This window comes from Aggregatibacter segnis ATCC 33393 (assembly GCF_000185305.1).
Taxonomy (GTDB): Bacteria; Pseudomonadota; Gammaproteobacteria; order Enterobacterales; family Pasteurellaceae; genus Aggregatibacter; species Aggregatibacter segnis.
Genome location: NZ_GL622200.1, coordinates 1,230,475 through 1,257,012, shown reverse-complemented (window position 1 = coordinate 1,257,012; position 26,538 = coordinate 1,230,475). Strand labels below are relative to the sequence as shown.

Below are 26,538 nucleotides of genomic sequence, written 5' to 3'. Positions count from 1 at the left end.
AGCTCGGTTTAATTATCGTAAGAGGAAAAAAATGAAAAAATGGCTTGTTCTGATTATTGTTGCCGTTGTTGCAGCGATGACTTTGATTCCAAGTTATAACGGCTTGGTTGCTGCGGAAGAACAAATTAATTCCGTATGGGCAAATGTAGAATCGACTTATCAACGTCGTTCCGATTTGATCCCGAATTTAGTGAATACCGTAAAAGGCCAGGCAAACTTTGAAAAAGAAACCTTGACCGGTGTTGTTGAAGCGCGTGCCAAAGCAACGCAAACCAAAATCGATCCGTCTAATTTAACGGAAGAGCAATTAACCCAATTCCAACAAAGCCAAAATGAAGTCGGTTCAGCTTTGTCTCGTTTATTGGTCAGCGTAGAGAATTACCCTGAGTTGCGTGCGAACGAAGGCTTTATGAACTTACAAGCGCAATTGGAAGGTACCGAAAATCGCATTAATGTCGCGCGTAATAAATTCAATGAAGCGGCACGTGAATACAACCAAAAAATTCGTACTTTCCCAACCAAAGTGGTTGCGATGATTTTTGGTTTCAAAGAAAAACCTTATTTCAAATCTGTTGCTGGTGCTGAAAATGCGCCGACAGTGAATTTTAACTAAACGGACAATAAGGTGGCGCGATGCCATTATTTGCAAAAATCTCGATAGATAAAAAACAGCTTGAGGCGGCAATTGCCCGCCTTGAGCGACAAACCTCCGCCGAGTTTCGGATTTTTATCGAACGAAAAATACCGTCAAAACCGACCGCACTTTCTGTTTATGAACGTGCGTTGGCTGTTTTTTCACAACTTGAAATGCATCAAACGGCAGCGCGTAATGGCGTGTTGATTTATATTGCCTATGGTGATCGTCAATGCGCAATTATCGGTGACGTCGGTATTCATCAGTATGTGGGCGATGATTTTTGGCAAACAGAATGTGCCCGCATGATTGCGCATTTTAAACAAAAGCAATATACGGAAGGTATTTTGGCTTCGATGCAGAAAATTGGTGAACACTTAATTCAGCATTTTCCGGTTCAACCGGACGATCAAAATGAACTGGATAACGAGGTGATCATTCATGATTAAACGCGTATTTGGTTTATTGAGCTTAAAAAGTGCGGTCATTTTTTTCTGCATTTTTATGGCGACGACTGTTTCTGCCGTTACCTTTCCTGATTCCCCAAAACCTTTCCGTTATGTGAATGACTACACGAACACCTTATCGGAAAAGCAGCTTGGCGTATTAGAAGCTAAGTTGGTAGCCTATGGCAAAGAAACCAGTTCGCAAATTGCGGTGGTGATTGTGCCGACGACCAGTGAATATGAGATTTCTCAATATGCCTTTGAATTAGGCGATAAATGGGGTATCGGGCGGAAAAATCTGAATAATGGTGTGTTGTTACTCATAGCGAAAGACGATCGAAAATTGTTTATTGCGGTGGGACAAGGCTTACAAGGCGTATTGACCGATGCCCTTGCATCACAAATTATTCGTAACCAAATTCGCCCTTATTTCCGTAACGAGCAGTATGCCCAAGGCATCGATAATGGCTTGGATTACATTATTGCTGCAACTAAAGGTGAATTTGCCGCACAAGCCGAAGAAGAGAATGATTTTGGGGATTTTGTGCCCTTTATCATGTTAGCGCTGTTTATTTTGATTGTCGTGATGGCGGAAATGAACAGTCGCCGACCTTATGTCTCGCCAACCAATAATCACGTGCTGAATGACGTATTGCGAAAATCCATGTCAGATCGTCGTCGTAACGGCAGAGATGGTGGTGGTTTCGGTGGTGGCTTTGGCGGAGGCGGTTTCGGTGGTGGTTCCGGAGGCGGATTCGGCGGAGGCGGCTTTGACGGCGGTGGTGCCGGTGGAAGCTGGTAAATAACGTAGTAAAACGCTCGACTTTTATTTGTGGCAACTTGGGTTTGTGATACAATGCGCGCGTTTTCTCATTCAATGAATACAAGGAACATTATGGAAACTCTAGATAAAATCAAAAAACAAATCAGCGAAAACCCGATTCTGATTTACATGAAAGGCTCGCCAAAATTCCCATCTTGCGGTTTCTCTGCTCGCGCGGTAGAAGCCTTAATTAACTGTGGCGTACCCTTCGGTTATGTGGATATTTTGCAACATCCGGATATTCGTGCCGAATTACCGGCTTACGCCAATTGGCCTACATTCCCACAATTATGGGTAGAAGGCGAGTTAATCGGCGGTTGCGACATCGTGTTGGAAATGTTTCAACAAGGTGAACTTAAAACCTTATTAGAAGAAGTCGCAGCAAGACATCCACAAGCATAAAAACGTTTTGAAATACAACCGCACTTTGGTTTCCCCAAGTGCGGTTTTTTGTTGTCTGCCTCAGGGTAAATTTGATGGCTTATGCTATAATTCTCCGCAAATTTTTACCGCACTTTAGGATCAATATGTCGCTTCAATTCAATATGATTGCGTTACTTTTAGTGGTGTTAATTTTGCTTGGCATCCTTAGCCACAATAGCGCCATCACGATCTCCGCAGCCGTGTTACTGATCATGCAGCAAACGCTTCTCGCGAAATATATTCCCTATTTGGAAAAATACGGCTTGAGCATTGGTATTGTGATTTTAACCATCGGCGTCTTGAGCCCGTTAGTTTCCGGTAAAATTCAGCTTCCCGGCTTGTCGGCTTTTGTCAGTTGGAAAATGTTTGTTGCCATTGCGGTGGGTGTCTTGGTCGCGTGGCTTGCTGGCAAAGGTGTTCCGCTGATGGGCGAACAACCTGTCTTAGTGACAGGCTTAGTCATCGGCACTATCATCGGTGTTTCTTTTCTGGGCGGTATCCCTGTTGGACCACTTATCGCCGCCGGTATTTTGGCATTACTTATAGGAAAATTTTAAATGAAAAACAAATGGTTATTTATTGCCGCCTTGAGCGGTTTTTTATGTGTAACGATTGGCGCTTTTGCTGCTCACGGATTAAGCAAGGTTTTAGATCCTAAAGCGTTAGCGTGGATTGAAACCGGTGTGAAATATCAAATGTTCCACACCATTGCTATTTTAGCGATTGGCATTTTGCAATTGTGCCGTGAATCATTGGTTGCAAACAAAATAGTTAATCTTGCTGCAGGTGCTTGGGCATTTGGCATTCTTCTCTTTAGCGGCAGCCTCTATGCACTTGCGCTTGGCGCAGGCAAATTCCTGGTTTGGGTGACACCTATCGGCGGTACATTATTTTTAATCGGCTGGTTTTGTTTAGCTTACAGCAGCTTAAAAAAGTAAATTAGTATGAAAAATAGAACGGTAAAGCACGAATTAACCCCTTTACAACAATCCCTTTTTTCTCAATTAATTGACATTATGTTGGTGGATAAACGCCGTTTATCCGCCCGCATTCACGGTATCGGCAAGATTAAAAGCCAAGAGGCGCAGCAAGCCGTTGCGGCTGAAATCCAACAGCAAATTGAACAAGCAAGATTACGTGTAGAACAACGGAAAAGTGCGGTCAAAAATCCAATCGTTTTTCCGGAAAGTTTGCCGGTTAGCCAACGCAAAGCAGAAATTGAAAAACTGCTTTCCGAGCATCAAGTGATCGTGGTGGCGGGGGAAACCGGTTCGGGTAAAACCACGCAGTTGCCGAAGATGTGTTTGGAGCTAGGATTCGGCAATCTTGGCACAATCGGACACACTCAACCGCGCCGTATTGCGGCACGTTCTGTGGCGGCTCGAATTGCCGAAGAATTGCAAACAGAGCTTGGCGATTTAGTGGGGTATAAAGTCCGTTTTAATGATCAGATTAGCGACAACACCCAAATCAAGTTGATGACGGACGGGATTCTGCTTGCTGAAATTCAAAACGATCGTTTCCTCAATCAATATTCTTGTTTGATTATTGATGAAGCCCACGAACGTAGCCTAAATAACGATTTTATTCTCGGTTATCTGAAACAGCTTCTGCCACGTCGCCCGGATTTAAAAGTCATTATCACCTCCGCCACCATTGATGTGGAACGTTTTTCTAAACATTTTAATAACGCGCCGATTATTGAAGTCTCGGGCAGAACTTATCCCGTGGAAGTGCGTTATCGCCCTGTTGCGGAAGACGACGATCAAGATCAGCTACAAGGCATTCTCAATGCGGTGGATGAACTGCAAGCAGAAGGGCGCGGCGATATTTTAATCTTTATGAACGGTGAACGGGAAATTCGCGACACCGCTGAAGCCTTGCAAAAGCAAAATCTAAAACACACGGAAATCCTACCGCTCTTTGCCCGCTTGTCTGCGCAAGAACAAAATAAAATTTTCCACCCGAGCGGATTAAATCGCATTGTGTTAGCCACCAACGTGGCGGAAACCTCGCTCACTGTGCCGGGGATTAAATATGTGATTGACCCCGGCACAGCGCGCATTTCTCGTTATAGCTACCGCACCAAAGTGCAACGCTTGCCTATTGAGCCGATTTCACAGGCCTCAGCCAATCAGCGGAAAGGGCGTTGCGGACGGGTGAGCGAAGGCATTTGTATTCGTCTTTATTCGGAAGAGGATTTTAACAATCGCCCGGAATTTACCGATCCTGAAATTCTGCGCACCAGTTTGGCTTCCGTTATTTTGCAAATGACGGCGTTGGGTTTAGACGACATTGAAGTGTTCCCCTTCGTAGATGCGCCGGATAAACGGCATATCCAAGATGGCGTGAAGTTGTTGGAAGAGTTGGGGGCGTTTGAAACCGTTCAAACCAAATCGGGTGAAAAACGTCGATTAACGACAATCGGTCGCCAACTTGCTCAACTCCCGGTCGATCCGCGCCTTGCTAAAATGCTTCTAAGTGCGGTCGATTTTGGCAGCGTTTATGAAGTGATGATTATTGTCTCGGCGTTATCCATTCAAGATCCGCGTGAGCGCCCAACCGAAAAACAACAGGCTTCCGATGAAAAACATCGCCGTTTTGCCGATAAAAAATCGGACTTCTTGGCATTCTTGAATCTTTGGCATTATGTGCAAGAACAGCAAAAAGAATTAACGAAAAACCAATTCCGCCGCCAGTGTCAAAAGGATTTTTTAAATTATTTGCGCATTCGCGAATGGCAGGATATTTATCAACAAATTCGCCTTGCCGTGCGTGAAATGGGCTTGCCGATTAATTCGGAAAAAGCCGAATATCAGCAAATTCACACCGCACTTTTAAGTGGCTTGCTGTCGCATATAGGCTTAAAAGAAGCGGAGAAACAACAATATCTCGGCGCGCGTAACGCCCATTTTGCAATTTTCCCTAATTCTGTACTTTTCAAAAAACAACCGAAATGGGTGATGGCGGCAGAGTTGGTGGAAACTTCCAAACTTTGGGGCCGCATGGTGGCTGAAATTGAACCGGAATGGATTGAGCTGCTCGCCGAGCATTTAACGAAAAAATCCTATTCTGAACCACGCTGGTCGAAATCTCGCGGAGCGGTGATTGCCGATGAAAAAGTGAGCCTGTATGGCGTGCCGATTGTGGCAGCCCGACCAGTGAATTACGGCGCTATTGACCCAAGAGTGAGCCGTGAGATCTTTATTCAATCTGCCTTAGTGGAGGGAGATTGGAATACCAAACATAAATTCTTCAAGCAAAATCAGCAGCTGATTCGTGAAGTTGAAGAATTGGAACACAAAAGCCGTCGCCGCGATATTTTGGTGGACGAGCGCACGCTTTTTGAATTTTACGATCAGCGTATCGGCACAGAAGTTGTCTCCCAAAAACATTTTGATACCTGGTGGAAAAAGGCGGAAAAACAAGATCCCGAGCTGCTTAATTTTGAACGTTCTTTCTTGATTAACGATGATGCGGAACAAGTGAGCAAGCTGGATTTTCCGAATTTCTGGCACCAAGGCAATCTGAAACTCAAACTGACCTATCAATTTGAACCGGGTACTGATGCGGATGGTGTGACCGTGCATATTCCGTTGCCATTGCTTAATCAGGTCGAAATGACGGGCTTTGATTGGCAAATTCCGGGTTTGCGGGAAGAACTGGTGATTGCGCTGATTAAGTCTCTGCCGAAATCGTATCGCCGTAATTTCGTGCCTGCACCCAATTATGCCCAAGCCTTTTTAGGGCGTGCCGCGCCGTTGGAAAAGCCGTTATTGGATACGCTAATTTATGAATTGCGTCGCATGACGGGTGTCACCGTAGAGGCGGAACATTGGCATTGGGAACAAATTCCAAGCCATTTAAAAATGACGTTCCGTGTGGTGGATGAAAACGGCAAGAAAATTGCCGAGTCCATGAATTTAGACGAGCTGAAATTTAGCTTAAAAGATCGTGTGCAAGAAAGCATTTCTGCCGTGGCGGACGATGGCATTGAGCAAAGCGGACTGCATATTTGGAGTTTTGCGGAGTTGCCACAATGTTACGAACAAAAACAGCGCGGTTTCAGTGTGAAAGCCTTTCCTGCCATTGTGGACGAAAAAGACGCGGTGGGCATTAAACTGTTTGAAACGGAATTTGAACAAGCGGTGGCAATGCAGCAAGGTTTGCGCCGATTATTGCTACTCAACGTGCCATCACCGATTAAATATCTGCATGAAAAATTGCCGAATAAAGCCAAATTGGGGCTGTATTTTACGCCATTTGGGCGCGTGTTGGATTTAATTGATGACTGTATTGCCTGTGCCGTGGATAAACTGATTGCCGATTTTGGTGGCTTTGTGTGGAACGAAGAAGGCTTTGATAAGCTACGGGATTTCGTGCGTGAAAACGTTAATGAAGTCACCGTGGATATTGCGCAAAAAGTGGAGCAGATCCTTACGCTCACACACCAGCTCAACCAACGCCTCAAAGGCAAAATGGATTTCACCATGGCATTCGCCCTGTCTGATATGAAAAGCCAAATCGCCGGTTTGATTTATCAAGGCTTTGTGCAAAAAAGCGGCTATGCCCGCCTACCGGATTTGCTCCGTTATCTGCAAGCCATCGATAAACGCATGGATAAACTGGCTCAAGATGTGAATCGCGATCGTGCCGCTATGCTGCGCGTGGAACAAGTGCAACAAGCCTACCAACAACTTCTTACCAAACTGCCAAAATCCAAACCGATTTCGGATGAAGTGGCTGAAATTCGCTATATGATAGAGGAATTGCGGGTGAGTTTATTTGCGCAGCAGTTAGGCACGAAGTATCAGGTGTCGGATAAGCGGGTTTTAGGGGTTATTCAAAATATAGAGTAAGATATAGTGATCAACCACAGTATTTTTCCCCTAATCAAGCCTTAGTTTATCGTGGGAGAAAGGCGATGAATGTGGTGTTGGACGTGGTGTTGCGGGGAGATGCTTTATTAATATTGTTTAGTTAACTAAGGAAAAGTTAGCAGATGAGCTATAATGAAAGATAGTATTTTATGTTGATCAGCCTAAGAATGGTTGTATTTGGTAAAATAAAAAAATTGCCTAAGAAATATTTGCTTTGAAGAGGACATTGCAGATGAATAATATATTGCATTTAAAGAAATTTCATTTTGAACAAGTCAAAGGTGTCGGCACGATTGAAGCGGAATTATTTCCTAATCAACGGGTTTATACTTTTATTGGGGAAAATGGGATTGGAAAGACAAAGTTTTTAGAAAGTCTGTTTGCTATATTGCTATTTACGAACAAACAAGCAACGGAAACAGATTCTTATATACAGCATTCATTAATTCCTTTTAAATCTGCGACCATCAATAATATTTCTTTCAGTTTTAATAAGAATAATGGTTTTTCTTTGGGGAATCATAATTATGCATTTATTTCGGCTATGCATTCTCATCCGGTCGTTTATTTATCTGCACAACATCGCGGTGCGATAAATGAGAAAATCTATGAGCATGAAAGAGGAAACGTTTCTAAATTAGGTAATAAATCTAAACGACAAAAAGGGTATTTAGAGTATTTATTGACAAGTTTTAATGGAAATCCACAACATCTAAAAAATTTGAATATGGATTCTAATATTGAAGAATGGATTGTTCAGCGCGCTTTATCTTCAAATCCTTATCAGTCTAAAGAAGATAATCGAGAGATTGAAATTAAAACGTTATTGTCTTTATTAAATAAAGTAGATCATAGAATTGATAAAGATTTCCTCGAAATATCAGGCGATAATCGAGTTTTTCTAAAAATAGAAAATCAAAAACGAGAAATTTCAGAGCTTTCCAGTGGTTTTACTTCTATTTTAAAAATTATCCAATCAATTATTGCTGGATACAGTTATTTCACTAATGAGCTACAGATTGCAAATGTTCCCGGTATAATCTTAATTGATGAAATAGAAAGCCATTTACATAATAAGTGGCAAGTGAATATTATTCCTTTATTAAAAAAATTATTCCCTAAAACAATCTTTTTTATTACCACTCATTCACCTATTGTAATTAGTCAATTAAAGACCGGTGAAGCCTACCGCTTGAAACGTTGTGAAAATGATGGTGTTGTGTATGCTGAACTTATTGATTACCCAAGTAAAGTTTCTTTCATTGATTTATTAAATGATGCTTTTGATGTAAATTTAAATCGATTAAAAGTTCAAAGAGCTCAAGAAGAAGGGCAACAGGAGGCGAAAAAAAACTTGTTAAAATTGGTTCAACAGGAATTAGCTAATTTGGAGACTAAATAATGAAAGGTTATTTATTAGATACAAATTATTTAATTTATTTAGTGGATCCAAATACAAACTTAAGTAAAAAAGCGGAAGTATTACAAGATTTAGCATTAAAACTTGAAGATCCTGAAACTTTATTGTTTTTGACACCATTAATTCGTTATGAGGTTTTACGTGGTGTAGAATGGGATAATATTGAAAAATTAAATACGTTAAAAAATGCTTTAAAAGAATTTCAGGTAATTGATATTAATGATGATATTTCTGATTTAGCTCGAAATTTATTTCGTTTGGATAAAGCAAATCAAAAAACAGGAAGTAAAAAGGTTATTGAAAAGTATCAATTTGATATGTTTCACTTTGCAGCAGCAAAAGAAAATAATTTAGAAATTTTATCAAAAGATCGTGATATGAGTGCAATCGAAAATCTATTTGAGAAAATTCAGGCGATAAGATGATTTCTGTAATCTCTCCGAGATGGTGCACGTTTCCTAATGTGTGCCTTTTGCAAAAATATCAGCCCCAAGATAGCGCAAGCGTCCACGCTTGTGCTTATTTGGTCCAAGCGAGGACGCTTGAACCATCGTTCTGTTTTTAGAAAGTGCGGTCATTTTCCTCATCGTTTTTTATTTGCGTCTTGTATCTTCGATTTAAGAGGTGAATCGGGAGATATGCGTATCATAGATTGATAGTGTCTTTATTTAATAATTTATATTTATAATGCCTTGGAGCTAAATGCTTAATAAGCATAAAGGAATCAAATGGAGTGATGGTGATTTTTTTTTGTGCTAGACTTTTAGGAAGAATACAGGGCTGTATTCTTCATCACTTGTGATGGTAAACAATGTATTTTTATTTTAGGGTGCCTATTATGAAAAATGTCAATAATTTATACAAAAATACAAGCATGAAATTATCCACGGTAGCCGTTGTGCTCCTTTCTGCATTTGGTGTCTCTACGCTTGCCAACGCGGCAGCACCGGAACACTTTATTAGTGTTGCTCCTGGGGCTCCTGCAACACAAGGCAACTACAATAATGATGGGGCAAAATCAGACGATTCCATTGCTATTGGTAAAAATGCGGAAGCCGGTGTATCAAAAGATGTTGCAGTTGGTGATAATGCTAAGGCTAATAAGGATACTACAAGTAAAGTTCAAAACATTGGTGGCGCGACAGCTATTGGTACTGACACGGAGGCAAAAGGCAATGGCGCTAGTGCACTAGGTTATGGTGCAGTAGCTGATGGCGCTAATGCTTCTGCTTTGGGGAATAAAGCTAATGCTACAGGGCTAGCTACAACTGCGGTTGGGGTATCTACCCAAGCAACAGGCGCTTATTCTGTTGCTGTAGGTTCAAATGCTAAGGCTACAGGCTTTGGATCTGTGAGTATTGGTTTAGCGTCTATACCGGATACTGGAGCAACTAAAAATTATGCTGTATCTGTCGGTGCATATTCAGGCGCTGATGTAGAAAATGGCGTTGCATTAGGTTCATACTCTAAAGCAACTGTTAATAAAGAGGCTGTAGGATATGATCCGTCAACTCAAGCTGCTACAACTGAGACAAGTACAGCTTGGAAAGCTTCACATGCTGCGGTTTCTGTTGGTGACGTTGACAACAATATCACCCGTCAAATCACCAGCGTTGCTGCGGGTACAAAAGATACTGATGCAGTGAACGTGGCTCAATTGAAATCTTTAGACGGTAAAGTTGAGAAAAACAAAACCGATATTGCAACTAATAAAGCCGATATCGCAACCAACAAAACCAATATTGCGACTAACACGGGTAATATTGCGACTAATACAGCTAATATTGCTGCTAACACGGGTAAGATTACGGCTAATACAGCTAATATTGCTGCTAACACGGGTAAGATTACGGCTAATACGGCTAATATTGCGGCTAACACAGCTAACATTCAGACTAACGCGAATAATATTACGGCGATTAACACTCAATTAGCCGCTAATAACAATTCCATCAATGAATTGCGTGGCAATGTAAACCTCTTAAATAAAGACTTGAGAGGCGGTGTTGCGAGTGCGATTGCTCACGCTTCTGTTCCTCAATCCACCAAAGCCGGTGCTATCGGTGTGGGCGTGGGTACCGGTTTCTATGGTGGTCAATCTGCGGTTTCTCTTGGTGTGTCCGGTGTTACCCCTAATGAAAATTGGGTGTTTAAAGCCAGCGTTTCTACCAACAGTCGTGGTAACTACGGTGTGGGTGCCGGTGCGCTTTACCAATGGTAATAAAGCGTTAATCCCGAGTTAATCGGAGCATAATAAAAAAGCCATTCTGAAATAGAATGGCTTTTTTGTTGCGATGAGGAATTAAGCTAAGATTTTGTCTAATGCTTTGCTGACATCTTCTACTTTTTGCGTGCCGTCTAAGCGGAAATATTGGGTGTTGCCCGCTTTGGCTTCTGCTTGGTAGTAATCCACTAATGGTTTGGTGGTGTTGTGATACACTTTTAAGCGGTCTAACACGGTTTCCGGTTTGTCATCGGCACGGATAATTAAATCTTCGCCGGTCACATCGTCTTTGCCTTCCACTTTCGGTGGGTTGTAAACGATGTGATAAGAACGGCCAGAAGGTTGGTGTACACGACGACCGCTCATGCGTTCTACGATCACTTCATCCGGCACATCAAATTCTAGTACATAATCAATGGCAATGCCGGCAGATTTCAATGCGTCAGCTTGTGGAATCGTACGAGGGAAACCGTCAAGTAAGAAACCTTTGGTGCAGTCAGGTTGGGCTACGCGTTCTTTCACTAAGGAAATGATTAAATCATCCGGCACTAATTGGCCGGCGTCCATTAAGGTTTTGGCTTGTTTGCCTAATTCGGTGCCGGCTTTGATCGCAGAGCGTAACATGTCGCCCGTGGAAATTTGCGGGATGGCAAATTTATTCATGATGAATTGTGCTTGTGTGCCTTTTCCTGCGCCCGGTGCGCCTAATAGAATAATTTTCATGTTGTCCTCTTTTTTAAATGAAAAATAACTGAAAAAACCACCGCACTTTTCCTATTTCGGGAAGAAAGTGCGGTCGGTTTTGAAAATGTTTTATTAATCGTGGCGTATGGTTGCTTAATTCCCTAAAAATGTCAATTGCCAGCATTCGGCGCAGTGACTTTTTCGTTCCACGGGGCGACCCAGCATAAGCAGAGCATGCCCGGGATGGCTAAAAATAAGCAAATCCAGAAGAAATGGTAGTAACCCACTGCGGCAACGATTTCGCCTGAAAGTGCACCGAGCCCTTTGCTAGGCAAGGCGGCAAGGCTGGTAAATAACGCCAGTTGAGTGGCGGTGTAAAGCGGGTTGGTTTCCCGTGCCATAAAGGCTACAAACGCCGCTGTGCCGAGCCCCACGCCAATGTATTCGCCACAAATCACAATGCCAAGTTTTAAGCGCGCAGCGTTATCAACAACGTGGAAATAATCAAATCCGGAAAGCCAAATAAAGCCGCCGATAGTAATCAGTTGAATAAAACCAAAGACCCAAAGCGCGCGGTTAATGCCGAGGCGTAACATCACAATGCCGCCTGCCATGCCGGCAATAATGCTCGACCACAACGCCGTGCTTTTCACCACTAAGGCAATGTCTGTTTTGCTAAAGCCCATGTCCACGATGAATTTACTTTGTAATGTGGTAGCGAGGGCATCGCCGAATTTATACAGAAAGAGAAACGCAATAAAGCCAATCCCCGCATAAATCCCTTTACGCTGGAAAAATTCTTGTAGCGGAATGGTAAAGGCTTGATAGAACGGCTGCTTGTTTTGATGAATTTGAATTTGTGGCTCGCGACTTAAAAAGAAGGTCATAAACAGTCCGCACAGCATGAAAAGTGCGGTCAATAAAAACACCGTTTCCCATGGCAGAAACGTAGCGAGATACAATGACAGTCCGCCCGGAATTAAACCGGCAATGCGATAAGCATTAATGTGAATGGTATTGCCCAAACCCAATTCGTTATCGCGCAAAATTTCCCGTCGATAGGCATCTAACACAATGTCTTGGGTGGCGGACATAAAGGCGATGAACGTAGCCAGAAAAATGACAATCTGCATTTGTTCTTTCGGATTGTATAAACCGATCAGGTAAAGACTCAGCAGAAGCAAAAGTTGGGAAATGGCAAGCCAACTGCGACGACGACCAAGAAATCGGGGAAAATAACGATCCAATAAAGGCGCCCACAAAAATTTGAGCGTGTAGGGCAGCGTGACTAAGGTAAAAGCCCCGATGGTTTGCACACTAATACCGCTATCCGACAACCAAATCGGCAACATCTGCAACAGCACGAAAAGCGGCAAGCCGGAGGTGAAGCCGGTAAAGACACAAATCAGCATATTGCGGCTGAAAATTTGAGTGGCGAGAGAAGGCTTAATCGGTTGTTCTGTCATCATGATTTCAGGGAAATTTTATTCAACGGCAATTTCTTTAATGCGGAGTTCATCGCCGCTTTGGCGTTGTAAATGCGCGCTGCCGCAATGGGGGCACGTGCTGTTATTGGCTTGAATTTCGACCAGTTGTTTGCAATCCCAACACCAAGCTTTGGCAGGAATAGAAATTAAATGAAGCTTACAATTTTCCGCCGATGTGCCTTGCGCTGCCATTTCAAAGCCAAATTCCAACGCACTCGGCTCAATGCAAGAAAGGGCTCCGACCTCCAGCCAGAGGTCGGTGACTTTATTGACATTGTGTTGTTTGCATTGCTGCTCAACAATTTCAATGATGTTTTGACACAAAGAGAGTTCGTGCATGAGGCTTAATCCCGATAGCCTTTTGGATTATTTTTTTGCCAATTCCACGTGTCTTTCATCATTTGAGCTAAGCCACGTTCTGCTTTCCAGCCTAATTCTTTGGCGGCAAGGCTCGGATCAGAATAGCAAGTGGCAATGTCGCCCGGACGACGATCCACTAATTTATAAGGAATTTGAATGTCATTGGCTTGTTCAAAGGCTTTTACCATATCTAATACAGAATAGCCTACGCCGGTGCCTAAATTATAAATGTGCAATCCGGCATCGTCTTGATGGCGATCCAACGCTTTTAAGTGGCCAATCGCCAAATCCACCACATGAATATAATCACGCACGCCGGTGCCGTCATGAGTGTCGTAATCGCTACCGAATACGGAAAGTTGAGGCAATTTTCCGATTGCCACTTGGCTGATGTAAGGTAATAAATTGTTTGGAATGCCATTCGGATCTTCACCAATCAAACCGCTTTCATGGGCACCGACCGGGTTGAAATAGCGCAAAATAGTCATGCTGAATTTCGGTTCGGCTTTGGCGATGTCGCGCAGGATTTGTTCCACCATAAATTTAGAGGTGCCGTACGGATTGGTGGTGCCGCCCACTTTGCAGTTTTCGGTAATCGGAATGATTTCAGGATCACCGTAAACGGTGGCGGAAGAACTGAAAACGAAATTCCACACGCCGGCTTTTTTCATTTCTTGTAATAAAACCAATGAGCCGGTGACGTTGTTCATATAGTATTCGGCAGGTTTTTGCACGCTTTCGCCAACGGCTTTTAAACCGGCAAAATGAATGACGGAATGAATCGGATTTTCAGCAAAGATTTTTTGTAACAAGTCGCGATCTAACACATCGCCTTCATAAAATTTTACACTCTTGCCGGTGATTTGTTTCACGCGTTCTAAGGATTTTGGTGAGGAATTGCAAAGATTGTCTAATACCACCACATCTTTGCCGGCGTTTAATAGTTCGACGACGGTATGCGAGCCGATATAACCGGCACCGCCGGTCACTAAAATGGTCATTGGGGTTTCTCCTTAATTTATAAAATAAATTTGGCGCTAGTATAGCACCGATTGTTTCATCAAAAAATGAGCTTTATTAATAAGTTATTCCCTTTTAAGGAATTGTTTTCGTCGAGATTTCTATGTTGTTAAAACTAGAGGCCTTTTAGTGTTTAAACGGTGTAAACAGAATCAGGATATTTTCAGCAATTTATTGCGCAAACGTTTACTTCTTTTGGCATTGCGGTAAAATACCGCCCTCTTTTTTCAACGACAAATTAAAAGGTAATTTCATGTCATCTTCTCAATCTTCCGCTTTAGAAAAACGCTTTGAGTTGACTAAACGCGGTTCTACCGTACGCAAAGAAATTGTTGCCGGTTTAACCACTTTCCTTGCCATGGTGTATTCCGTTATCGTTGTGCCGAACATGTTAAGTGCGGCGGGTTTTCCGGCGGAATCGGTCTTTATTGCAACTTGCTTAGTAGCAGGCTTGGGCTCGCTTTTAATCGGTTTTTGGGCGAATGCGCCAATGGCAATTGGTTGTGCTATTTCTTTAACGGCATTTACCGCATTTAGCTTGGTTATCGGACAAAAAGTGAGCATCCCAGTCGCCTTAGGTGCGGTCTTTTTAATGGGGGTTTTCTTCACCCTGATTTCTGCCACAGGGATTCGCGCTTGGATTTTGCGTAACTTACCAGTGGGTATTGCACATGGTGCGGGAATCGGTATCGGTTTATTCTTGCTTTTAATTGCTGCAAATGGCGTTGGGCTTGTGGTGAGTAACCAAGCCGGCTTGCCGGTAAAATTGGGCGAGTTCACTGCGTTTCCGGTGATGATGTCATTAATTGGTTTGGCGTTAATTATCGGTTTAGAAAAAATGCAAGTGAAAGGCGGCATTTTATGGGTGATTATCGCCATTACTGTGGTCGGCTTAATTTTCGATCCAAATGTCACTTTTAACGGCCAAGTCTTCAAAATGCCAAGTTTCGGCGAAGAGTCTTTATTCTTGCAATTAGACATCATGGGCGCATTACAACCGGCGATTTTACCGGTGGTGTTTGCGTTAGTGATGACCGCGGTATTTGATGCCACGGGTACCATCCGTGCAGTAGCAGGGCAAGCGGATTTATTGGACAAAGACGGTCAAATCATTAATGGCGGTAAAGCCTTAACGTCCGACTCCGTAAGTAGCTTATTCTCCGGTATTTTCGGCACGGCACCGGCAGCCGTGTATATCGAATCCGCAGCAGGGACTGCCGCCGGCGGTAAAACCGGTATCACCGCCATCGTTGTTGGCGTATTGTTCCTGTTGATGTTGTTCTTCCAACCATTAGCTTTCTTGGTGCCGAACTATGCGACAGCACCGGCGTTAATGTACGTGGGATTATTGATGCTAAGCAACGTCAGCAAATTGGATTTTGATGATTTCGTTGGCGCTATGAGCGGCTTGATTTGTGCGGTCTTTATCGTGTTAACGGCGAATATCGTGACCGGCATCATGTTGGGCTTTGCTGCATTGGTGATTGGCCGTGTGGTGAGTGGCGATTTCAAACGCTTAAATATCGGCACCGTTGTAATTGCCGTTGTTTTAGTGGCTTTCTACGCTTGCGGTTGGGCGATTTAATTCAGCCAATAAAGACAACAAAGGCGCATTTTGATGCGCCTTTTTGTTTGCCTTAATTTTGAAAAACAGTGAAAAAACCGACCGCACTTTGTAGCTTATCATCGTAGAAGATGAGCGGAATGCGTTGGCGTTGCCAAGGGGCGACATTCAACTGTTGCCACACTTTTTTAATGTCTTTATTCACGCCGTTTGGGGTTAATTTCACTTTGCCCGAATAACGAAATCGAATCCAAACTTTCGTTCCCTCTGACGGTAAAGCCAAGGTTTCTTTATTTGTGTTGCCGTTTTCATCCTGCCAAAGTGCGGTCATTTTTTCGCGTGTTTTTTTTAGTAATAACGTGCCTAAATGATCCGGCAAGGAAATAGGGTGATCAAATGTTGCCTCAACATATTCCTGTGAAATATCGTTAAATATTGGCGTGAGAAATAAACGGTGTTGATAGCGGCGGACAATGTTATTGTCTAGGCGAAATTGTGGTTGTGCATCGTCTTTCGCGAAAATGACATCCGAAATAATTTGTTCTAATTGCACGAGAGAGGGGAGGGTAACGCCCCAATCTTGCAACCATAAGCGTAACAAGGCGCGTTGTTTCACAGAGGAATAGCTGGCGAAATGTTGTAGCTGAAAAGTGCGGTCATTTTTTACGATGTTTTTTTGATATTCTTCCGCTAACAGCTCATTAAGCAGTTGCTGTTGTTCATAACAATGTTGCGCGGAACGTTGCACTGCCGAATCAAAATGCGCCCAGCGTTGGCGCAATTCAGGCAACACGATGTTACGCAGGAAATTGCGATCGTATTGATTGTCCTCATTACTTTCATCTTCAATCCAACTTAGCCCTTCCTGTTGTACAAACGCCAGTAATTGTTGGCGGCTAAAATTCAATAAGGGACGAAAAATAGGCACGCTGTAAACATTGCTTTTCGACGGCATGGCGCCTAAGCCTTGCACGCCACTGCCGCGTTTTAGGGCAAGGAAAAATGTTTCCGTTTGGTCTTGTTGATGATGTGCCGTGGCGAGCCATTCAGTCGGTAAAATTTGCTGTGCAATGGCTTCATAACGGGCTTGGCGGGCACCTGCCTCAATGCCGTTTTCTGTGCTGACGTTAACATGTTGAATTTGTAATGGAATATGGAATTGACGACACATTTGTTGACAATGGGCTGACCAAGCATCGGCATTGGCGCTTAATCCGTGATGAATATGGATTGCGCGAAGCTGAAAGTGCGGTTGTTTTTCACGAAGTTTTGCAAATAAAGCGAGCAGTGCTGTGGAATCCAAACCACCGCTGAACCCGATAAGAAATTGAGTTTGGTTTGGCGCAAGTTGGTGGATTTGCTGTGAAAATTGTTCAAGAAGCATAGGCGGATAAAATTTCCTCCCGTTGGACGGGAGGAAGTTGAGAGTTATGCAATTTTTTGTGCTTTATAGTGGCTACACGGATGGAGGATGAGATCTCGAGCGGCAATGATTTGTAATTCATATTCGCCCCGTTCTAACGTCGTTTGCATGACATCATTGACGGCGTTTGCCATGTGTTCAAACGCCTCTACATCCGATTTGCCATTGAGTAGGTTGGCGAGGAATAAACCGGCGGTTAAATCACCTACGCCGACCGGTTCGCGATCAAACGGATGCAACGGACGGGAAATGTGCCACATGCCTTGTTCGGTCGCCAGCAACATTTCAAATTGTGTTGCTTCTTTTCCCACTTTACTTAAATGTTTGACCAAGACTTTTTTCGGCCCTTTTGCCAAAATGGCTTGTACGGCAGCCAGTGCCTGTTCAAAGTTTTCAACCGGTAGTCCGCTTAATTCGCGGAGTTCCACCAAATTCGGTGTAATAATATCCGCTTCTGAAACAATGTTAATCAGACCTTCACGTACACCGTCTGCCACGATACAGCCTTTATCAGGGTGTCCCATCACAGGATCGCACAAATAAAGCGCATGAGGATTGATGGCTTTGATTTTATGAACAGCGTTGATGATTTCATCGATTTGTTCGGCAGATCCTAAATAACCGGAAACCACCGCATCACATTTTTTCAAGGCACCAATTTCATCAATGCCGCGTACAATTTCGCCGATTTGTTCTTTCGGAATGACAATGCCGGTCCATTTGCCGTATTGGGTGTGATTGGAAAATTGCACGGTATTTAACGCCCAAACGTCAATACCGTGCAATTGCATTGGGAAGGTTGCCGACTTGTTGCCGGCGTAGCCATAAACCACATGAGATTGAATTGAAAGTACGTGTTTCATTGCCTTTTCTCCTTTTCTTCTCTTTTGACTACGCCGGAAAGTGCGGTGGGATTTTTATTTGTTTTTCTTTTCTATGCGTAACCGTAGCTCATTAAGCGTTGATAACGGCGATCCAACAGATTTTCTTGATTTAACACGTCTAAATCAGCTAAGTCTTCAAGTAAACGTTTTTTCAAGTTTTTCGCCATTTCAGCGTAATTACGATGTGCACCACCTAACGGCTCACGAACGATGTTGTCAATCAAGCCAAGTTCTTTTAAACGATTGGCGGTTAAACCCATTACTTCTGCTGCGGTGGAGGCTTTATCGGCGCTTTTCCACAAAATAGACGCACAACCTTCCGGAGAAATAACGGAGTAGGTGGAGTATTGCAACATGTTGACTTTATCACCCACGCCGATAGCCAACGCACCGCCGGAACCGCCTTCACCGATAACGGTACAAATCACCGGCACTTTTAAGAGGGACATTTCGCGTAAGTTACGTGCGATAGCTTCTGACTGACCGCGCTCTTCCGCGCCTACACCAGGGTAAGCTCCCGGGGTGTCAATGAAGGTGATGATAGGCAATTTGAAACGTTCCGCCATTTGCATGAGACGTAATGCTTTGCGGTAGCCTTCCGGTGCCGGCATACCAAAGTTGCGCTTTACTTTATCTTTGACGGTACGGCCTTTTTGGTGACCAATAACCATGACCGGTCTGCCGTCTAAACGGGCTAAACCACCGATGATTGCTTTGTCATCGGCAAAAGCACGATCGCCGGCAAGTTCTTCAAATTCGGTGAAAATATGTTCGATGTAGTCAAGAGTATAAGGGCGATTCGGATGACGGGACATTTTAGAAACTTGCCACGCATCTAAATTTGCAAAAGTTTTTTCGGTTAATTCAATACTTTTTTTCTGTAAGCGAGCAATTTCATCATCAAGATTAATGTCATTATCTTGGTTTGCCATGGCGCGTAAAGATTCGATTTTCGCTTCAAGTTCGGCAATGGGTAATTCAAAATCTAAGTATTCTTGACTCATTTTTAATTCCTAATTTTATGAAAAATTTGTACCGCACTTTAACAAGATTTTAGAGTGGGTGCAATCAGACGGGATATTTTATGTGTTTTTTTCATAAAAGTCATAAATTTTAATCTGGTAACACCAGCTAAGGCTATGTAATCAAAGTAATTTATGGTGTTTGTCGAATAAAGGAAGAATGAAAAAAATGACTGAAATATCGAGTTATGCTCCAATTGACAATCAGCTAAAACGATTTTATTATGTATTCACTTTCAAGATAAGATGTCTGAAGGTCAGGATTGGTCTCCTGAAATAAGCGGGCTGAAGGTATAAACACTTTTAGTATCAGTTTTATGTCGCAAACTACAAACCATCATCAGTCAATGGTGGACTAGGTAGAAACCCGCAGGGATGCGACGCAGTATACCGCTTACTGTTAAGACCAATTCTGCTTAGTTCACCACCCAATCCTAAGTTTCATTTCTAGTTAATTTCGATATTTATTCTGACAGATGTTGGATCAGTTGTTTTTCTATCCTTGAAAAAGGCATTATTATAGAAATAAAAAAGCCCTGAGAATTCAAGGCTTTTTTACTAAGTTATTCCCACTCGATTATTAACTCAGAAGATAACATATTGAAATAGAAGGGAGTAAAGATAATGCTATTTGATTTTTACCGTCATTTTTACCGTCAGTAGAAGAAAGTGCTTTTATGTGCGTTCGTCTAGCCAATTATCGATGTCAGATTTGCGCCATGCTACACGACCCATAGACGCTTTTACGCTTTTTGGAAATGTTCCTTTTTTCATCATACGCCAAATTGTTGTGTGGCTCAAGGTGGTAATTTCAATCACTTGAGCTTTGCTTAATAATGCTGGTTGTTGTTCCATTATATCTATCCTTTTAATATGTCGGGCACTTCAATTACTTTTAACTGTTCGGGTTTTACATTCTTGTATTTAATCCAATATTGGAAGATTTCTAATGCTTCGCCTTGTGTGACCGTGTGCTTTGATTCTCGTACTACAGTCCATTCACGCTTAAGTTCACACTCAAGCACGATGTAGCGTTTACCGTCCATTACTTGTAATTCGTTTCTAAAAAACATTTACACCCCTCAACAATAGCCATAGTTTCAAATTAAAAATAAATACTTCCTCTTGGCGTTTGATTCTCGCCGCCCTAGCTCGCCATTCGGCGTACTGTAAAACGGCAGACACAATCACGCAGTACCAAAAAAATAAGTCATTCATGTTTGCTCCAATAAAAAACCGCCCGTAAGGCGGTCATTGTCAGTCATGTGCATTAATTTTTACTGAAAATGTATTTTGTTGTATTTGATGTTGCTGGGTCTTCCAGCCGTATAGAGTACTGCTCTGAATAACCGCCCAAAATCTTATCCCAAAAGTCAATGACATCATCTACAACTTCTAGATACAGCTCATTACAGTTTTGATATATCCAATCTATCGCTAATTTAGCCGCTTTCTTCCCATACCCTTTCTTCTGATATTTAGGAAAGATGAATATCTTATAAAGCTCTCCATCAGCTACTTCGTCAGGTGCATTTTTCATAAGAATAATATGAACATACCCAACTAAATGTTGTTCGCTGTATATTGAGAATAGTAATGGTTTTCCTGATGGTTGAAAGTCGATATATCTCCATCTGAAGCTTGACAATTCCTCATTACATATTTCAAAGTCTCGCTCAGACATTTCAATAATACTAACAGACATAATGAATTATCCTTAGATACATTAATAACTTTTAATATTATAATATTATACAAGCGCTTTATTGAACTATTTAATCGCCTTTATACGTCTTGTATTTCAAATACCGGTAGCGCAACTAATGATTTGGCGGTAAACCCTGCCTACACTCTAATCTTCTATTCACCTCAACCTATTTAATAAACTCCCACGTGTGTATTTGGATTGCAACTGGAACAGGAGCCATTTTTATACGCCGCCAGCGTTTTTAAAAATTGAGGGATATGTTTATCAAAAGCCTTCATTAATACATCATCACGAGCTGCCGTATGAATAAAAATTGTTTGCTTTTGATATTCCGGGCAATAACTCACGAAATCCCATGTTTCGTATCCAGTTACCCATAAATTAGCCTGCACTTGGATAATGTATTCGGACGGAACGCCGCCTTCTAACAAGTATCGAATATGCGTACTCATTTTCGGGCATTTAATCTCTAAGCCCTTTTTGAGTTCGGGGATTAGCCCATCAGGGCTAACCATTACCTCTTTTTTGTCATCTAAGTACACGCCGCCAACTTGAGTAACTGTGTTTCCGGTAATAAACTCATAAGCCGATCTAGCAAGTGGCTCAAGTTGATTTCCACGCTCCATAAATTTAGATTTAAATGCGCCATCTTGTAAGCCAAGAATGCTTTCTTCGATCAACTCGGCCATATACTTTATTTGCGCGCTTGATTTTTTACCGGTTGCCGTCACAATATTTTCAAAGCCCGTTGCGGTGGGGATACCTAAACGGGCTTTTAACCATTCTTCCGAGCCTTGTTCGCAATCAAGCGTTATTAGACCGTCAATCATAGCGGGATGTCCTTACCCAAATTATCATCTTTGGCTTGTTGCTTATTTAGCTTATCTAGCAGTTTATTAATTATGCGTTCGGCATAAATTTTATGAATTTGCTCAATACTTGGTGCATTACCGGCGGCGGCTAACAAACCGACTGTGTCAGAATTGGTAACTTCAACCAGATTTTTAATCTGTTCAATTTGCTCATCCGTAACCAATTCGATGCTTTGTCCGTTGATAATATTTGAGTTTTCAGGCGAAAATTTATTTTCTTGATGATTAACCTGATCTTCGTTTACTTCTTCGGCGGTGATCACCCCGCCAAGCTCATCAGGAAACGCTTTTCGTAACGCTCCAGCTTCTGCGCACTTGGCTAATTGACCACGCGGACGTTTGCTCCACATTGAATTTAGCTTACCTTCTTTGGTTGTCGCGCAGGCTTCGCTAAAATACTCGGTGTGCGAAAACGCGCAACGCTCTCCGTTAATAAAGCGATATACAGTAACACGACACCACTCAGGAGCATCCACTCCTTTGAAAGATATAGTCTCACCGAAAACCGGTTCATCTTGCCCTGCCATTTGTCCTGTGCGAAAAGCTGTTATGCGTTGCTCGTAAATGCCCGGCATAATCACATCACGCCATATTTTTTTATCGTAAAGCTTACCATCGGATCCCCTTTCTTTCTCGCCGGAAAGGGTTACTTGCATTGGTACGATATGGCATGGCTTCTTCAGAATGTCTAACTTACGAGCCTTACAATAATCTACCGCAAGAATAATGCTTTCATCTTTAGCACCGGGAAATACACTATTTTGTAACGTACTCCAAACAGCGAGATCGATATTTCTTTCTTTAAGAGCGGTTTGAATGTTTGCTGGTAATGTCATTTTATTTATCCTTTAATTCATTTTTCTTAGGGATACGTTATCGCCATATTGCACTTTAACTTTGCGAGCCAAGGCGATTGCTTGTTCTTGCGTGCCGGTAAATGCAATACGAACCTCGAAATTAAATGTCGGCTCGTCAGAAAGTGCGGTCGAATTTTCTTGTGTTTTTTCTACCGCACTTTGTGTTTCTGTTTCGGACGCAACGGCTTGCGATTCCGCTTTTGCTTTGGCATCTTCTTCGGCTTTTGCTTTTAACTCTGCCTCACGCTGTTGTTCGGCATTTACTCGCTCCGCAATAATTGGCTCAAGGTCGTCCGTGCCGGCAACTAATTGCAGTGCATCTCTAAATAAATGCTCGTAGGCAATCGGAATCATTTTTAAGCGCTCTGTAATTCGAGCGGATTCTTGCGCCAATTCGGCAAGAATTAACGTTTTTTCGGCATTAACCGATTTAACTAATCCATCGAGCGTTCTTTTGTTTTTTGTCGCTTCTTCGAGGCGGTTTGTTATCGCTGATTTCGGCATAGTTTGCTCAAGCGCAAGAGAGACCGAACTTTCGTACTTACTACGGATTTCCGAAATTTCATCAAGCGCGCCATCGATAATGTTTTGCTTAATTTCTGATTCTTTTAATTTAACCAGCTTATCGCGCGCCAAGCGCTCTTGTCTAAACCGCTCCGCAATGTTTTCAGCGGAGGTAATTAATGCCGCAATCTCACCGCTTTGTGCCGACTTAATCGCTGCACGGATTTTATCTTCAACCTCTTTCAAAGTTTTGACTTCTTCTTTTGCGGCCGCAAAGTCATCATCTGTCTCAAACTTGCTCGTGAGTGTTGCAAGAAATTGCTCGGCTTGTTTTTCAAACTCCACAATATTTGTGGATAACACTTTACTTTCGGTTGTTAAAACTAAATTAAATTCGGTTGTCATTTTCATCCTCTCCCATAGCAACCACTTTTCCAATATTCGCAATCGTCATCATCGATGTCTTGTGCGTTATCATCAAAATCATCGCTCTGCAGTTGCGCCTCAAACTGCTCGTAATAGTCATCAGGATTATCAAAATCCCATACCGACCCACGCCTAATTTTTGACATTGCGTTTTTCCTGCGCCGCTCCGATATAAACCAATAAACCTCTTACACCTCGGCGTTTTATGTTTTTATTCTCTCTATCTACCCATAACCCTGTGGACGGGTAAAAATCCACAACCTTTCCACTGTAAGAAACAACAAGATGAAATCCTGCATTGTGTTTTACGAAAGGAATATTTAAGCATTCCAATAGTTGTGTGCTTCTTTTTAAATTAAACTTTCTCTTTTCTTTTCGAGCTTTCGTAAGCTCTCGGAATGCCTCACCCATATCACCCATTTTCTTTACCCTTTCTTTGATTTAACTCAGCTTGTTTTCTGACGGTCTGTTTCTCAAGATATTCTTGAGCTTCCGCGCTCAAATTCGGCGGTGCATCGCCAAATTCTGAAGCCCATTCAGCCTTTGCCTTACGCTCCCACTCCAGGGAGATTTGCTCGCTTACCGCGTTATTGTTGTAGTCAGTATCAACGGTAAGGGTAGGGCGTGATAGGGATAGCCCAATTAGCGCAATTCCCCAAACGCAAGCGGTAATCACTGCGCAAACAATCCAGTGTAGGTATTCATCAAGCCATTGGATGATTTGTTTTTTTCGGCTTGGATGTTGATTTAAAAGTGCGGTAGTAAATCGTTGTTGTTTCATTTTTTGTTTCCTTTTTAATCAATTTGCTGAATTTTGGATGTAACAATCCGCCACGCGATTTTTCAAAAGTGCGGTCGGATTTTGCGGTGTTTTATAGGATGTCTAGCTGAAAACCCGTTGCTTTAGGGTCGTAAGCTCTAAGATATTTTAGGACGCGCCAGTTATTACCTTGCTCGCATTCAAATTGCTCTGTAATGCGTGTCAATACGTTATGCGCCTGACGGAGAGTACTGCGATATTCGTAAGCCACGCCATAAACGGAGGCGGTGTCAATATCACATTTTGAAGCTCCCTTAATGTTGTTTAAAATAACGATGTCCAGTCATTATCCACAACAAAAAAGGAGCTTTAATATGTGGGAAGCGTTACTTTCTTCCATTTTTTCTGTCCTCAAATCTCATTTTGACGAGGTTATTTTGCGTATCTGTACTTGGTTCTTATCATTTATTCTGTGTTGGCTAACTATGCCGGAAAGGGTGATAGATTATTTGCTCACCCATCCGCTTCCAGCATTACCTGATTACGTACTGTTTTACGTGTTCCTTTTGACTGTTGCAACTTGTACTTGGCAAGTGTTTTTCATCATTTTGGATATTATGGTCTTGTTGGTTGATAAAATTATTAACTACAAGGCTATTAAGCCACAATCCGAGCGGGTTAAGGTTGATCGCAAGCAAAAAGATTAAGCATTCTTTGAGTTTCATTACGCCCTCCTTAAGGGAGTTAAAAAAGCCCGCATATTTCAGCGGGCAAACCTAAGGAACCAAGTTATGAAAACTGCATAAGTTTTAAGCCTTCATGCTCGGCTAAGACAGTAAACAAAAGTGCGGGTAGTCATCCCAATTAAGTAAGCTCGTCTTGAGCGGTGTCCGCTGTGACTAAATCAGCGCGACCCTCTTAACAACCCCTGTTAAGACCGATAAAGATTAATATTAATTGCCGTGACACAATTTTTTCACGTGTAATGATATTGGATTAAAATCGGAGTACATCACAGGCATTACGCTAGACCAAGATTGATAAGTGTATGTTACGCAGTTGTATGTGTATCTTTCGCCGTTTAAATCAAACGTCATTTGCTGGATTGGCGTACATCCAGCCATCATAATTATCGTCATTAATAAAATTGCGATAGTTTTCATGTTTTTTTACTCCGTTGTTGATGTTTAAAAAATTGGTTAGCTCTCGGAGGGAATCGAACCCTCTAAATCTTTAACAGCAAGTCGCTTTTTTATTAAACGTTACGCCTTTTCGGCAACCTGCTAATTTCCCGTTGAAATTAGCAAACACAAGAGCCATTAAAATTATGAATAAGAACTTAGTACCACGTCAGGAAAAACCACCATTTCATCAAGTAGTTCTTTGATAGTCTTTTCTACTGCGATACTTCCTATATCTTCCTTGACTGGGAATTTTTCGTTTAAATCAACCGGGCCGTAAAGATTGTCTTTCAAAATTTCTTTTCGATCTTCTTCGCTAAAAAATTCATTAAGGATTTCTTCAATCGTGCGCCCAGCGTAGATTTCCGTAGGTTCAAAAATCCAAAATACTTGCTGCATTTCTCGAATATCTTTAATCGCAAGATCGATGCACTCAATACCTTTGCTGTATCGTAGCGTGTCAATAATTCCCATGGTGCTTACAGTAATTGAGTATTCTCCAGTGTCCGTTTCTTCCATCAGTGTCGGTCTGTAACCGCTAATAAATTTCATTCGCTTGGCTTGGGTAACCAAGAAATCATGTTCAGATTTGGAAATCGTTACATATTCCATTTTTAACCTCATTTATTTTATGTTTGCCATTTCAAAGCGCACTCAAGAACATTCCCTTCACCGTGCGCACTCATTAGATCGGTCTGTGTAGAATGCGCTTTGAATTGGTGTCGCAGGGTGGATTCAAACCACCATCGCACGGATTAAAAGTCCGCCGTTCTATCGGTTGTAACTACTGCGACATTAACTGGTCCGTGGGCTTGTTTGCCGTTTCCCCGACCATCCTCATATCCTCGAAGGATTGCTTAAAGATATAAACAGCGCTGCCCTTGATTCACCAACCACCTCTTTTCGGTTAAACACGCGACACAGTTTTCTGCTTGG

29 protein-coding genes, 1 tRNA gene and 1 pseudogene are annotated in these 26,538 nt (G+C 42.3%); 12 read left to right on the top strand and 19 right to left on the bottom strand.

Translation table 11 applies throughout. The features are described from left to right. The first annotated feature begins 31 nt into the window (after positions 1-31). From HMPREF9064_RS03575 to HMPREF9064_RS03615, 10 genes are all read left to right on the top strand, one after another. A complete protein-coding gene (locus HMPREF9064_RS03575) occupies positions 32-613 on the top strand; it encodes a LemA family protein (protein WP_032997917.1) in 582 nt (193 codons plus the stop codon). 20 nt (positions 614-633) lie between these two features. After that, on the top strand, positions 634-1,083 hold the full coding sequence (locus tag HMPREF9064_RS03580; RefSeq protein ID WP_006718723.1) for a TPM domain-containing protein: 450 nt from the start codon (positions 634-636) through the stop codon (positions 1,081-1,083). Continuing rightward, a complete protein-coding gene (locus HMPREF9064_RS03585; protein WP_006718722.1) occupies positions 1,076-1,882 on the top strand; it encodes a TPM domain-containing protein in 807 nt (268 codons plus the stop codon). The genes HMPREF9064_RS03580 and HMPREF9064_RS03585 overlap by 8 nt, the downstream gene beginning before the upstream one ends. A 93-nt stretch (positions 1,883-1,975) precedes the next feature. Beyond that, positions 1,976-2,305 (top strand): Grx4 family monothiol glutaredoxin, encoded by a 330-nt coding sequence (gene grxD / locus HMPREF9064_RS03590; RefSeq protein ID WP_032997916.1) that lies wholly within the window; start codon positions 1,976-1,978, stop codon positions 2,303-2,305. Positions 2,306-2,430: 125 nt separating this feature from the next. Continuing rightward, entirely contained in the window at positions 2,431-2,883 is a 453-nt protein-coding gene (locus tag HMPREF9064_RS0109510) for a DUF441 domain-containing protein (protein WP_032997915.1), read from the top strand. After that, positions 2,884-3,264, top strand: coding sequence for a DUF423 domain-containing protein (locus HMPREF9064_RS03595; protein WP_006718713.1), 381 nt, complete (start codon positions 2,884-2,886; stop codon positions 3,262-3,264). 6 nt (positions 3,265-3,270) lie between these two features. Further along, entirely contained in the window at positions 3,271-7,185 is a 3,915-nt protein-coding gene (hrpA, locus tag HMPREF9064_RS03600) for an ATP-dependent RNA helicase HrpA (protein WP_006718711.1), read from the top strand. Positions 7,186-7,438: 253 nt separating this feature from the next. Next, entirely contained in the window at positions 7,439-8,608 is a 1,170-nt protein-coding gene (locus tag HMPREF9064_RS03605; RefSeq protein WP_006718709.1) for an AAA family ATPase, read from the top strand. Further along, complete coding sequence (locus HMPREF9064_RS03610; RefSeq protein WP_006718707.1) at positions 8,608-9,051, top strand: type II toxin-antitoxin system VapC family toxin; 444 nt, start codon at positions 8,608-8,610, stop codon at positions 9,049-9,051. The genes HMPREF9064_RS03605 and HMPREF9064_RS03610 overlap by 1 nt, the downstream gene beginning before the upstream one ends. 449 nt (positions 9,052-9,500) lie before the next feature. Next, positions 9,501-10,847 (top strand): YadA family autotransporter adhesin, encoded by a 1,347-nt coding sequence (locus HMPREF9064_RS03615; protein WP_197712330.1) that lies wholly within the window; start codon positions 9,501-9,503, stop codon positions 10,845-10,847. A gap of 81 nt (positions 10,848-10,928) precedes the next feature. Here the strand turns inward: HMPREF9064_RS03615 and adk are convergent, their stop codons facing one another. From adk to galE, 4 genes are all read right to left on the bottom strand, one after another. Next, the gene (gene adk, locus HMPREF9064_RS03620; RefSeq protein WP_006718702.1) at positions 10,929-11,573 is read right to left on the bottom strand and encodes an adenylate kinase; all 645 of its coding nucleotides are present in this window, start codon (positions 11,571-11,573) and stop codon (positions 10,929-10,931) included. 131 nt (positions 11,574-11,704) lie between these two features. Further along, positions 11,705-13,000: an MFS transporter gene (locus HMPREF9064_RS03625; RefSeq protein WP_032997914.1), complete on the bottom strand. Its 1,296-nt coding sequence runs from the start codon at positions 12,998-13,000 to the stop codon at positions 11,705-11,707. A gap of 18 nt (positions 13,001-13,018) precedes the next feature. Then, positions 13,019-13,360, bottom strand: coding sequence for a hydrogenase maturation nickel metallochaperone HypA (hypA, locus tag HMPREF9064_RS03630; protein ID WP_006718696.1), 342 nt, complete (start codon positions 13,358-13,360; stop codon positions 13,019-13,021). 5 nt (positions 13,361-13,365) lie between these two features. Next, the gene (gene galE / locus HMPREF9064_RS03635) at positions 13,366-14,382 is read right to left on the bottom strand and encodes a UDP-glucose 4-epimerase GalE (protein ID WP_006718694.1); all 1,017 of its coding nucleotides are present in this window, start codon (positions 14,380-14,382) and stop codon (positions 13,366-13,368) included. Positions 14,383-14,654: 272 nt separating this feature from the next. Between galE and HMPREF9064_RS03640 the strand changes: the two genes are divergently transcribed. After that, positions 14,655-15,986, top strand: a complete 1,332-nt coding sequence (locus HMPREF9064_RS03640) for an NCS2 family permease (protein ID WP_006718692.1) — start codon at positions 14,655-14,657, stop codon at positions 15,984-15,986. A gap of 52 nt (positions 15,987-16,038) precedes the next feature. On the opposite strand, the gene tilS is transcribed toward HMPREF9064_RS03640, so the two are convergent. The 13 genes and pseudogenes from tilS to HMPREF9064_RS09805 all read right to left on the bottom strand — a co-directional run. After that, entirely contained in the window at positions 16,039-17,349 is a 1,311-nt protein-coding gene (gene tilS, locus HMPREF9064_RS03645; RefSeq protein WP_006718690.1) for a tRNA lysidine(34) synthetase TilS, read from the bottom strand. Positions 17,350-17,393: 44 nt separating this feature from the next. After that, on the bottom strand, positions 17,394-18,251 hold the full coding sequence (gene pdxY, locus HMPREF9064_RS03650) for a pyridoxal kinase PdxY (RefSeq protein ID WP_006718688.1): 858 nt from the start codon (positions 18,249-18,251) through the stop codon (positions 17,394-17,396). Between the two features lie 71 nt (positions 18,252-18,322). Beyond that, on the bottom strand, positions 18,323-19,276 hold the full coding sequence (accA, locus tag HMPREF9064_RS03655; RefSeq protein ID WP_006718686.1) for an acetyl-CoA carboxylase carboxyl transferase subunit alpha: 954 nt from the start codon (positions 19,274-19,276) through the stop codon (positions 18,323-18,325). 693 nt (positions 19,277-19,969) lie between these two features. Beyond that, entirely contained in the window at positions 19,970-20,149 is a 180-nt protein-coding gene (locus HMPREF9064_RS03660; RefSeq protein WP_006718684.1) for a helix-turn-helix transcriptional regulator, read from the bottom strand. A gap of 5 nt (positions 20,150-20,154) precedes the next feature. After that, on the bottom strand, positions 20,155-20,367 hold the full coding sequence (locus HMPREF9064_RS03665; protein ID WP_006718681.1) for a hypothetical protein: 213 nt from the start codon (positions 20,365-20,367) through the stop codon (positions 20,155-20,157). A 197-nt stretch (positions 20,368-20,564) separates the two neighbouring features. After that, entirely contained in the window at positions 20,565-20,999 is a 435-nt protein-coding gene (locus HMPREF9064_RS03670; protein WP_006718677.1) for a GNAT family N-acetyltransferase, read from the bottom strand. Between the two features lie 173 nt (positions 21,000-21,172). Next, entirely contained in the window at positions 21,173-21,832 is a 660-nt protein-coding gene (locus HMPREF9064_RS03675; protein WP_006718675.1) for a YqaJ viral recombinase family protein, read from the bottom strand. Further along, a complete protein-coding gene (gene bet / locus HMPREF9064_RS03680; protein WP_006718674.1) occupies positions 21,829-22,710 on the bottom strand; it encodes a phage recombination protein Bet in 882 nt (293 codons plus the stop codon). Before bet ends, HMPREF9064_RS03675 begins: the two co-directional genes overlap by 4 nt. A 12-nt stretch (positions 22,711-22,722) precedes the next feature. Continuing rightward, on the bottom strand, positions 22,723-23,640 hold the full coding sequence (locus HMPREF9064_RS03685; RefSeq protein WP_032997913.1) for a hypothetical protein: 918 nt from the start codon (positions 23,638-23,640) through the stop codon (positions 22,723-22,725). Between the two features lie 2 nt (positions 23,641-23,642). Further along, on the bottom strand, positions 23,643-23,807 hold the full coding sequence (locus HMPREF9064_RS09980; protein ID WP_006718672.1) for a hypothetical protein: 165 nt from the start codon (positions 23,805-23,807) through the stop codon (positions 23,643-23,645). Continuing rightward, complete coding sequence (locus HMPREF9064_RS03690) at positions 23,794-24,081, bottom strand: hypothetical protein (RefSeq protein WP_006718671.1); 288 nt, start codon at positions 24,079-24,081, stop codon at positions 23,794-23,796. Before HMPREF9064_RS03690 ends, HMPREF9064_RS09980 begins: the two co-directional genes overlap by 14 nt. After that, positions 24,074-24,442 carry a hypothetical protein gene (locus tag HMPREF9064_RS09690; RefSeq protein WP_006718670.1) on the bottom strand — a complete coding sequence of 123 codons (369 nt, stop codon included), beginning with the start codon at positions 24,440-24,442 and terminating at the stop codon, positions 24,074-24,076. Before HMPREF9064_RS09690 ends, HMPREF9064_RS03690 begins: the two co-directional genes overlap by 8 nt. Before the next feature lie 91 nt (positions 24,443-24,533). Then, positions 24,534-24,707, bottom strand: a pseudogene (locus HMPREF9064_RS09805) (P22AR C-terminal domain-containing protein); the annotation flags it as partial. Between the two features lie 88 nt (positions 24,708-24,795). On the opposite strand from HMPREF9064_RS09805, the gene HMPREF9064_RS03695 reads away from it, so the two are divergent. Continuing rightward, the gene (locus tag HMPREF9064_RS03695) at positions 24,796-25,128 is read left to right on the top strand and encodes a hypothetical protein (RefSeq protein WP_032997912.1); all 333 of its coding nucleotides are present in this window, start codon (positions 24,796-24,798) and stop codon (positions 25,126-25,128) included. Between the two features lie 618 nt (positions 25,129-25,746). Here HMPREF9064_RS03695 and HMPREF9064_RS03700 read toward each other — a convergent pair. Both HMPREF9064_RS03700 and HMPREF9064_RS03705 read right to left on the bottom strand, forming a co-directional pair. Next, positions 25,747-26,214: a hypothetical protein gene (locus tag HMPREF9064_RS03700; RefSeq protein WP_032997911.1), complete on the bottom strand. Its 468-nt coding sequence runs from the start codon at positions 26,212-26,214 to the stop codon at positions 25,747-25,749. A 105-nt stretch (positions 26,215-26,319) separates the two neighbouring features. After that, positions 26,320-26,396 (bottom strand) — tRNA-Lys (locus HMPREF9064_RS03705). Positions 26,397-26,538: the final 142 nt, after the last annotated feature.

Bases quoted from the DNA above. Each gene is read 5' to 3' on its own strand.
- HMPREF9064_RS0109510 (WP_032997915.1), top strand. From the start codon at position 2,431: ATGTCGCTTCAATTCAATATGATTGCGTTACTTTTAGTGGTGTTAATT.
- hrpA (WP_006718711.1), top strand. From the start codon at position 3,271: ATGAAAAATAGAACGGTAAAGCACGAATTAACCCCTTTACAACAATCC.
- HMPREF9064_RS09980 (WP_006718672.1), bottom strand. From the start codon at position 23,807: ATGTCAAAAATTAGGCGTGGGTCGGTATGGGATTTTGATAATCCTGAT.
- HMPREF9064_RS03605 (WP_006718709.1), top strand. From the start codon at position 7,439: ATGAATAATATATTGCATTTAAAGAAATTTCATTTTGAACAAGTCAAA.
- HMPREF9064_RS03595 (WP_006718713.1), top strand. From the start codon at position 2,884: ATGAAAAACAAATGGTTATTTATTGCCGCCTTGAGCGGTTTTTTATGT.
- HMPREF9064_RS03670 (WP_006718677.1), bottom strand. From the start codon at position 20,999: ATGTCTGTTAGTATTATTGAAATGTCTGAGCGAGACTTTGAAATATGT.
- HMPREF9064_RS03615 (WP_197712330.1), top strand. From the start codon at position 9,501: ATGAAATTATCCACGGTAGCCGTTGTGCTCCTTTCTGCATTTGGTGTC.
- HMPREF9064_RS03700 (WP_032997911.1), bottom strand. From the start codon at position 26,214: ATGGAATATGTAACGATTTCCAAATCTGAACATGATTTCTTGGTTACC.
- HMPREF9064_RS03695 (WP_032997912.1), top strand. From the start codon at position 24,796: ATGTGGGAAGCGTTACTTTCTTCCATTTTTTCTGTCCTCAAATCTCAT.
- adk (WP_006718702.1), bottom strand. From the start codon at position 11,573: ATGAAAATTATTCTATTAGGCGCACCGGGCGCAGGAAAAGGCACACAA.
- HMPREF9064_RS09690 (WP_006718670.1), bottom strand. From the start codon at position 24,442: ATGAAACAACAACGATTTACTACCGCACTTTTAAATCAACATCCAAGC.
- HMPREF9064_RS03690 (WP_006718671.1), bottom strand. From the start codon at position 24,081: ATGGGTGATATGGGTGAGGCATTCCGAGAGCTTACGAAAGCTCGAAAA.
- HMPREF9064_RS03640 (WP_006718692.1), top strand. From the start codon at position 14,655: ATGTCATCTTCTCAATCTTCCGCTTTAGAAAAACGCTTTGAGTTGACT.
- grxD (WP_032997916.1), top strand. From the start codon at position 1,976: ATGGAAACTCTAGATAAAATCAAAAAACAAATCAGCGAAAACCCGATT.
- pdxY (WP_006718688.1), bottom strand. From the start codon at position 18,251: ATGAAACACGTACTTTCAATTCAATCTCATGTGGTTTATGGCTACGCC.
- HMPREF9064_RS03625 (WP_032997914.1), bottom strand. From the start codon at position 13,000: ATGACAGAACAACCGATTAAGCCTTCTCTCGCCACTCAAATTTTCAGC.
- galE (WP_006718694.1), bottom strand. From the start codon at position 14,382: ATGACCATTTTAGTGACCGGCGGTGCCGGTTATATCGGCTCGCATACC.
- HMPREF9064_RS03685 (WP_032997913.1), bottom strand. From the start codon at position 23,640: ATGACAACCGAATTTAATTTAGTTTTAACAACCGAAAGTAAAGTGTTA.
- HMPREF9064_RS03585 (WP_006718722.1), top strand. From the start codon at position 1,076: ATGATTAAACGCGTATTTGGTTTATTGAGCTTAAAAAGTGCGGTCATT.
- HMPREF9064_RS03580 (WP_006718723.1), top strand. From the start codon at position 634: ATGCCATTATTTGCAAAAATCTCGATAGATAAAAAACAGCTTGAGGCG.
- bet (WP_006718674.1), bottom strand. From the start codon at position 22,710: ATGACATTACCAGCAAACATTCAAACCGCTCTTAAAGAAAGAAATATC.
- HMPREF9064_RS03610 (WP_006718707.1), top strand. From the start codon at position 8,608: ATGAAAGGTTATTTATTAGATACAAATTATTTAATTTATTTAGTGGAT.
- HMPREF9064_RS03660 (WP_006718684.1), bottom strand. From the start codon at position 20,149: ATGGAACAACAACCAGCATTATTAAGCAAAGCTCAAGTGATTGAAATT.
- tilS (WP_006718690.1), bottom strand. From the start codon at position 17,349: ATGCTTCTTGAACAATTTTCACAGCAAATCCACCAACTTGCGCCAAAC.
- hypA (WP_006718696.1), bottom strand. From the start codon at position 13,360: ATGCACGAACTCTCTTTGTGTCAAAACATCATTGAAATTGTTGAGCAG.
- HMPREF9064_RS03575 (WP_032997917.1), top strand. From the start codon at position 32: ATGAAAAAATGGCTTGTTCTGATTATTGTTGCCGTTGTTGCAGCGATG.
- accA (WP_006718686.1), bottom strand. From the start codon at position 19,276: ATGAGTCAAGAATACTTAGATTTTGAATTACCCATTGCCGAACTTGAA.
- HMPREF9064_RS03665 (WP_006718681.1), bottom strand. From the start codon at position 20,367: ATGTTTTTTAGAAACGAATTACAAGTAATGGACGGTAAACGCTACATC.
- HMPREF9064_RS03675 (WP_006718675.1), bottom strand. From the start codon at position 21,832: ATGATTGACGGTCTAATAACGCTTGATTGCGAACAAGGCTCGGAAGAA.